This is a genomic window from Nocardiopsis sp. SBT366, from assembly GCF_001083815.1.
Classification (GTDB): domain Bacteria; phylum Actinomycetota; class Actinomycetes; order Streptosporangiales; family Streptosporangiaceae; genus Nocardiopsis; species Nocardiopsis prasina.
The window spans coordinates 1-7,597 of record NZ_LAVM01000137.1 but is presented as its reverse complement, the minus strand read 5'-3'; the positions used below and the strand labels follow the sequence as shown (position 1 = coordinate 7,597).

5 protein-coding genes and 1 pseudogene are annotated in these 7,597 nt (G+C 72.0%); 1 reads left to right on the top strand and 5 read right to left on the bottom strand.

What is annotated here, in order from left to right; genetic code table 11:
- The 3 genes and pseudogenes from ADX84_RS27140 to ADX84_RS24525 all read right to left on the bottom strand — a co-directional run.
- Positions 1-284 (bottom strand): annotated as a pseudogene (locus tag ADX84_RS27140) (hypothetical protein); the annotation flags it as partial.
- 564 nt (positions 285-848) lie between these two features.
- Positions 849-2,195, bottom strand: a complete 1,347-nt coding sequence (locus tag ADX84_RS24530; protein ID WP_049579743.1) for an FAD-dependent oxidoreductase — start codon at positions 2,193-2,195, stop codon at positions 849-851.
- Positions 2,196-2,473: 278 nt separating this feature from the next.
- Positions 2,474-3,154 (bottom strand): 1-acyl-sn-glycerol-3-phosphate acyltransferase, encoded by a 681-nt coding sequence (locus ADX84_RS24525; RefSeq protein WP_049579740.1) that lies wholly within the window; start codon positions 3,152-3,154, stop codon positions 2,474-2,476.
- A gap of 249 nt (positions 3,155-3,403) precedes the next feature.
- Between ADX84_RS24525 and ADX84_RS24520 the strand changes: the two genes are divergently transcribed.
- The gene (locus ADX84_RS24520; protein ID WP_049579738.1) at positions 3,404-4,057 is read left to right on the top strand and encodes a cyclase family protein; all 654 of its coding nucleotides are present in this window, start codon (positions 3,404-3,406) and stop codon (positions 4,055-4,057) included.
- Positions 4,058-4,103: 46 nt separating this feature from the next.
- Here the strand turns inward: ADX84_RS24520 and ADX84_RS24515 are convergent, their stop codons facing one another.
- Positions 4,104-6,191: an FUSC family protein gene (locus ADX84_RS24515; protein ID WP_049579736.1), complete on the bottom strand. Its 2,088-nt coding sequence runs from the start codon at positions 6,189-6,191 to the stop codon at positions 4,104-4,106.
- Positions 6,192-6,287: 96 nt separating this feature from the next.
- Positions 6,288-7,463, bottom strand: coding sequence for a hypothetical protein (locus ADX84_RS24510; RefSeq protein WP_049579733.1), 1,176 nt, complete (start codon positions 7,461-7,463; stop codon positions 6,288-6,290).
- Positions 7,464-7,597 lie beyond the last annotated feature (134 nt).

Genomic DNA, 7,597 nt, shown 5'->3' with positions numbered 1-7,597 from the left:
TCGGACGGGGGCTCGGGGGCGGCGTCGGTGCCCCAGTCCTCGGAGGGGGTCCGCGACTCGGACGGTGCGTCCCAGCTCTCCGTCGAGGACTTGGGCGCGCCGGGGGAGCCCCACGGCTCGAAGGGTTCCGGGGCGGCGGGCGCCGACTCCGGCTCGGACTCCTGCCGCGAACCCCTGTACGGGGAGCCCCAGGATTCGTCCGTTCCGTCGAGACCACCGGAGGTCGGAGCGGACTCGCCGCCGTACTGGCCGTTGCCGGTGCCCCACGACTCCGGCTCCGACACCGGCGGGTCAGCCGGGCGAGGGTGCTCGAACCCGAAGTTCCCGGTGTCCGAGGGGCGGGCACCTGAGGGTCGTTCCGGAATGCGGTAGGGGTTCTCCGGGCGCGGTCGACGCGCCTCTGTACCGTCCGAATCCTCGGGCGGCCCGGAGGAATCCGGCTGCCGGGGGGACCGTTCGTCCACGCCTGACCGTCCTTCGTTGCGTTTTCCTGGAGATACCACGATGCCCCGCTCCCACCTCGGTGGGAGCGGGGCACGAGGATGAGGTCGGCATGGCGGTCGCCTCTCGGCGCGGGGCACAACGGGGCTCCTGACCGTCCGATCAGCCCACCCGCGAGGGGGCGGGTGCCGGACACGGTATTCCGCGAAGGCAATAGTTGAGGCCCGGGGGACACTTGCTACCACACCGACCAACAGTGACTCTAACCCATACGTCCGAGGAGTTGTTCCACGAACCCGGGGAGAGCTCCATGCGCAATCTCACGGTGACACACGGGCCGGATCGGGGAAAGACGAAGGGCCGGTCCCGCAAAGGGGTACGGGACCGGCCGGGAAGCTCACACGCGGCTACGCCTGGCGTGCGGCGCTGGTCTGTTCCTGGCGAGTGAGCAGCTTGAGGCGCTTGCGGCCGCGCTCGGCGCCCAGCTCCTCCTCGCGGGCCTCGATGCGCTTCCAGCCCTCCCAGGTGGTGAACTCGACACCGCGCTCGGCGAGCAGCGACTGGAAGGCCACCGGGTCCGGCTCGGCGGCGGGGGTGAAGGCCTCACGGTCGGCGACGAGGTTGGTGACGGTCTCCAGGGCGTCGCCCTTGGTGTGGCCGATCAGGCCGACCGGGCCGCGCTTGATCCAGCCGGTGGCGTAGACGCCGTCCACGTGCCTGTCGTCCAGGTCCAGGACGCGGCCCTCGGAGTTGGGAACGACGCCCCGCTCCTCGTCGAAGGGCAGGTCGGTCAGGGGCGAGCCCAGGTAGCCGATGGCCCGGTAGACGGCCTGGACCTCGGTGTCCACGTACTCGCCGGTGCCCTTGACGTTGCCGTCGCCGGTCAGCTCCATGCGCTCGGTGCGGATGCCGGACACCCGGTCCTCGCCGAGGATCTCCACGGGGGAGTGCAGGAAGTGCAGGTGCAGGCGGCGCTCGGCACCGCGCTCGTCGCGGATCGCCCAGTTCTGGAGGACCTTGACGTTGGTCTTGACCTGGTTGGACTCGTCGCAGGCCCGGAGGCTGCCCTCGTCCATCTCGAAGTCCTCGGCGTACACCAGGACCTCGACGCCGGGCTGCTTGTCCAGCTCGCGCAGTTCCATCGGGGTGGCCTTGCACTGGGCGATGCCCCGGCGGGCGAACACGTGCACGTCGGTGATCTGCTTGGCGCGCAGACCCTCGTAGACGTTGTCGGTGATGTCGGTGGAGAGCAGGTCGTCGGCGTCCTTGGCCAGGATGCGCGCGACGTCCACGGCCACGTTGCCCGCGCCGATCACGGCGACGCTGGTGCCGTCGACGTGCCAGGACGGGGCGACGTCCGGGTGGGAGTCGTACCAGAAGACGAAGTCGGCGGCGCCGTGGCTCCCGGGCAGGTCCACGCCGGGGATGTCCAGGGGGCGGTCGCGGTCGCTGCCGGTGGCGAAGATGACCGCGTCGTAGTGGTGGCGCAGGTCCTCCAGCTTGAGGTCCACGCCGTACTCGACGTTGCCGTAGAAGGTGATCTCCGGCTTGTCGAGGATCTTGTGGAGGGCACCCTGGATCTGCTTGATCCGGGGGTGGTCCGGGGCCACGCCGTAGCGGACCAGGCCGTAGGGGGACGGCAGCTTGTCGAGGATGTCGATGCTGACGGACGTGCCGCACGAGGACAGGGTCTCGTCCTTGGTGAGCAGGTCCGCGGCGTAGATTCCCGCGGGGCCCGCACCAACGATTCCCACTCGCAGTGGTCGCGTCATCGCACAGCTCCAAGTCTTCGCGCCAGGGTCGGACGCCATAGGTAAGGCTTGCCTAATCTATCCGATGTCGCCACCGGAAAAACCTACTATAAGGGTAGGGAATTCTTCTCACCCCGCCAGGGAGGGGGGAAGGCTCCGGACCGCCGCCCCGTGGCCGCGATCCAGGCGGGAGGCCGGGTCCGGCCTCGCCGAAAGGGCCTTCAGTCTGGGGTCAACGCCTCGTCAAGGAGGATTCAGCCCCGTCAGGACTGTGGGGAAGGTCACTGTTCCAGCTCCGCCTTGACGGAGGCAGCGTATCGGGAGATCTGCTCCTGGCCGGACAGCTTGGCGATCGCGCCCATGATCGCGTCCGTCGCCTCCCTGCGCGACCTGGCCCTGTCCGCCGCGCCCTCCCAGGGTGACAGGTCGACGGGCTCCCCGAAACGCACTCCCACGCGGTTGAACGACGGGAGCCTGCTGCCGGGAGGAAGGATGCGCTGGGTTCCCGTGAGCGCGACCGGGACCACGGGTGCCCCCGTGCTCAGCGCCAGCCACGCCAGGCCGGTCTGCCCCTTGTACAGGCGACCGTCGGGGGAGCGCGAGCCCTCGGGGAAGATGCCGAACACCTCGCCGCCCTTGATGACCTCCACGCTGTTGTTCATCGCCTCCTGGGAGCTCTGCCCCGGGCGGCGGTCCACCGAGACCGGCCCCAGCATCTTCAGGGCGCGGGAGAGCAGTCTCCGGAAGAACGTGCTCTCGTTGAAGAGTTCCTTCTTCGCGATGAAGCGCACCTGCCGTGGACAGGCCAGTCCGAGGAAGAGGGGGTCGATGTTCGACAGGTGGTTGGCGGCCAGGATCACCGGGCCGCTCTCCGGCACCAGGTGCGCGCCCTCCACCTTCTGGGGCCACACCACACGGGTGACGGGTGCGACGACGGCCTTGGCCGCTCCGTACGGTGACACAGGTAGCCCCTTCTCGGTGGGTCGCGGAGTACGCGCGGGAAACGCGGGTGTGCGGGCTCGAGGGGAGTCGGCCGCCCACGACCGCGCCACCAGAGCTTATCCGGGTTCGGGACGGGCCGCCGGGGCCAGGTCCGCCGAAGTCGGTGCCGTGGAACACTGCCGTGACCTGGGACACGCGCGCTAGGCTGATGGTCTAGACCTCTGATCCAGGTCGGAGGTCCCCTCCGGACGCGAACGAGGAAGACAGCCATGGCGAAACTGGTCGATGTCAGCCACCAGATCACCGACGGGATGAACACCTGTCCCGGCCTGCCGCGACCGGCGATCGAGGAGAGCACCACCGTCGCGGGGGCCGTCCCCGGACACGGTGACAGCAGCGGCCGCGTCAACATGGTGGGAGCGACCGGGACCCACCTCGAGATCCCCGCCCACCGCTACCGGGACGGGGCCGACCCCGCTGACCTCGACCTGGAGCGCGTCGCCGACCTCCCCGGAGTGGTGGTCACCGCCACGGAGGGCCACCAGATCGGACCCGAGGCCTTCGCCGGACTCGACCTGCGGGGCCGGGCCGTCCTGGTCCGCACCGGCTGGGACCGGCACTGGCGCACCGAGGCCTACGGCTCGTTCGATCACCCGCACCTGACCGAGACCGCGGCCAAGGCCCTGGTGGAGTCCGGCGCGACCCTGGTCGGCATCGACTCGGTCAGCGTCGACGACACCGCTCCCCACACCGAGGGGGCCCGCCCCGCCCAGGCCACCCTCCTGGCCGCGGGCGTCCCCATCGTCACCCACCTGTGCCTCCTCGACGGGCTGCCGCAGGAGGGGTTCCGGTTCCACGCGGTCCCCGCCAAGGTGAGGGGGATGGCCGCGTTCCCGGTCCGGGCCTTCGCGGTGGTCGCCTAGGTTCGGGGCCCGCACCGGACGGGAGGGTGCCCCGACCCTCCCGTGACTACAGGTCGGCGTCGACGTCCTTCTGGGCGCGGCGCCGCTCGCGCTGGGCCCGGCGCTCGGCCTCCTGCTGAGCGGAACGCTCGTCCTGGGCGACGGCGCTGGTCATCGAGTTGGCCAGCGCCCGCAGCTCCATGTTGATCCTCGGATAGGCGGGCAGGCGCGGCAGCGCGCCCAGCCTCGGGGTGCGGCGTTCCTCCATCGCGGAGATGAGTTCGTGGAAGGCCAGGTCCACCCGTTGGAGGGTGATGGTGCCCGCGGGGTTCGGGCTGCGGTCCTGCGACAGCGCGGCCAGGGCCAGGTAGCCGATCCTCTGGGTGGCCACCACCACGGGCCACAGCGGGCGCGTGGAGGCGGCCCGGGGGACGTCGCCGATCGCGCTGTCGTACACCCCGCGCAGGCTGACGAGGGCGGCCCTCATGTCGCGGCGCAGGCGGTAGCGGCGCTCCTCGGTGATCTCCACGTCCTGGTCCAGCACCGCCATCATGCACTGGCGGGTGCTCGCCAGGACGTTCGCGATGGCCTGCGGCAACCGGGTGGCCGAGGCCCGCCGCCACAGCAGCAGCGCACCCACCAGGCCGAAGGCCGAACCCACCAGGGTGTCGATGATCCTGGAGCCCGCGAGTTCGGTGACGGGGTACGGGTTGGCGGTGTACGACAGCAACAGCGCCATCGGGGTCAGCAGCACCGAGCCGTAGAAGAAGTTGCGCCCCACCACGAGCTGGGTGGCGCCCTGGAGCAGACCGGCCGCGAGGATGACCGCGACCAGGGGCAGGTCCAACGTGAGCAGTGCGACGCCGCCCAGCACGCCCAGCAGGGTGCCCAGCGAACGCTGCACCGAACGGTTCAGGGTCAGCACCACGTTGCCGCCCTGGAGGACCGCCGTGGTGGTCAGGGCCACCCAGTAGTAGTGGTCCAGGCCCATGGAGAGGCCGAACGCGCCCGCGAGCGTCACCGTCAGCCACATGCGCAGCGCGGTCGGTCGGATCAGGGAGTCGCCGCTCAGGCTGGAGCGCAGCGAGCTCCACAGCGCTGGGTAGCGGTCGTCATGGAGGTCGGCGGTGCGCCGGTCGTCGTCGTTCTCCTCCTCATCGGAACCGCGCCGCGCGGACTGGGCCGCCCGCGACAGGAGGTTGTACAGGCGCGCCTCGAGGGAGCGGGGGCGCATGCCGCGGCGCAGGTCGTCCAGGGAGTCCGGATCGGGGGCGCTGGTCGGGTCGGCGACGGCCAGGGCCATCTGGTCGGCGAAGTCCGCCGCCTGCTCGGGCAGCGCGGTGGGCCGGGCCATGCACACCTGGGTCGCGGCCAGGTGGATGTCGGAGACCCACCGCAGCAGAGCCCGCAGGCGCGCGGCCTCGGTCGTGGTGCGGTAGCCGCGTGTCTGGCCGAGCAGCACGATCCGCCACGCCTCGGCGAGCGCCACCGACGCCGCGTGCTGCGCGTGGTCGAGCTCGGCCGTGCCCACCGCCCGCAGCAGGGTGGCCAGCCCCCGGTAGGCCGCTGCCACCGCCCTGTATTCGGGGTGGCGGGCACGCAGTGGGGCGCCGGACATCGAGACCGTCCACCCCACGGCGGCACCGAGGGCGGCGACCAGCGCGTGCAGGGGTACCTCGGCCAGGCCGCCGGGAGCGATGGTGGAGATGGTGGCGACCAGCACGAAGAACATCGTTCCGGGCTTGTCCACCCGCCAGGCGGCACACACCCAGGTGGCGACCCCGGCCGTCAGCCCGATGGAGGCCACCGCCGCCCAAGGGGAGAGCGAGGCGGCCAACGAGTTGACGGTCACGGCCGCGACGAACCCCAGCCCGACCAGGGCCAGGGCCGCGGCGCGGTAGGCGTAGGGGGTCTTCTTCTCGTACAGGACGGTCATGGAGCCCAGGGCGGCGAGGGTGCCGATCTGGGGTCCGAAGATGACCGAGGCCAGGGCGAAGGAGACGGTCATCGCGATCGCCGCCTGGAGTGCGGTGGTCCAGGCCCAGGGGCCAGCCTCCAGGCCGAAGATCGCCTTGATGTCGACGCGCGGTCGCGGACGCTCACCCACCGTGACGCGCTCCGGGGTCTTGGCGGACTCCTCCCCGCCCAGGTTCATCGGGCCGGTCTCGCCAGTGGTTCCCAGATCTCGCACGTGGCCATCCTAAGCCGAAATACCGTGACGAAAGGGCACGTAGGTCGCAGATGTGCTCGATCAGGCACTCTGGGCGGCGGCCTCCCTGGCCCCTCTGAGGTCGGTCTCCGCCCTCTCGGCCCGCTCCAGCGCGCGGTCCCGCGCCTCCTCCGCCACGGACAGGCGAGCCGCCGCCGCCTCCCGCGCCTCGGTGAGGGTGAGCTCGGAGTTGCGTCGCTGGGCGTCCAGCTCGGTGGTCAGGCGCTCCAGCTCGGCGGTGAGGCGGGCGCGCTCGGCCTCCGCGGCGACCCGGTCGGACTCCAGCCTCTGGTGGGCGCGCTCCAGCTCGGTGCCGAACCGGGCGCGCTCGGTCTCCAGGGCCGCGGCGTTGCGGGCGGCCTGTTCCTCAGCGTGCTCGGCCCGCGCCAGTGCGCCGCGCTCGGCCAGCTCCGCCTCGTCCCGACGACGGGACTGCTCGGCCAGGTCGGTGCGCAGGCGCTCGGCCTCCACCTGTACCCGTTCCAGGCGTTCGGCGGATTCGGCCCTCTCCCGCAGGAGTTCGGTGCGGGCCCGTTCAGCGGTCTCGGTGATCCGGTGCTCGGCGGCGGCCAGCCCGGCGTTGGCCTCGGCCACGGCCGCGTCGCGCTCGGCCACGGCGGTGCGGGCCAGTTCGGCCTGGTGTTCGCGTTCGCCCTCGGCGGTGTCCCTGCGGAGCAGGGCCTCCTCGGCCATGCGTTCGGCCTCCTGGGTGGCGGACACGGCGGCGGCGGTGGTCTCCTCCGCTGAGCGGCGGGCCGCCTCGGCCTCACGGCGCCGGTTCTCCGCCTCCAACCGGGCGGAGTCGGCCTCCGACACCTGGCGGGCGGCGGCGAGCCGGGCCGCCTCCACCTGGGCCTCGGCGGCGGCCGGGTCGGACATCGTCGAGAAGGCCTCGGTCGCGGAGTCGAGGGTGGCACTGAGCTGTTCGGCCTGGACGGCGAACCTGGTGAGGAGGTCGTCCGCGCGCAGTCGCGCGGCGGTCACGGGCTCCCCGCCCTGCGCGGGCGCCGTGGCCGCCGTCTTCTCGTCCGTCTCGGCGCGGGCCGCCTCCTCGGCGTTCTCGGCCTCCTGGGCCAGTCGCTGCCGTTCCTTCCACGCCCGCCAGCGGGTGTGTTCGGGCAGGTCGCAGTACTGCGGAGGGCGACCGGGGGAGGAGCCCCGGGGAACCGGGCGGGTACAGCCGGGGAAGATGCAGGTGCTGGAGTCGGAGGAGGCCACGGGCCCGAGCGTAGCGCTTCGCGGTCCCCCCACGCCGGGGTGTGTCGCGGGTGACGACCCGGTAGTCGCGTTCCACGGCGGGGCGGCCCTCGGGGGGGGGGACGACCTGGTCGGCGAGGTCGCCCCGCAGGGGG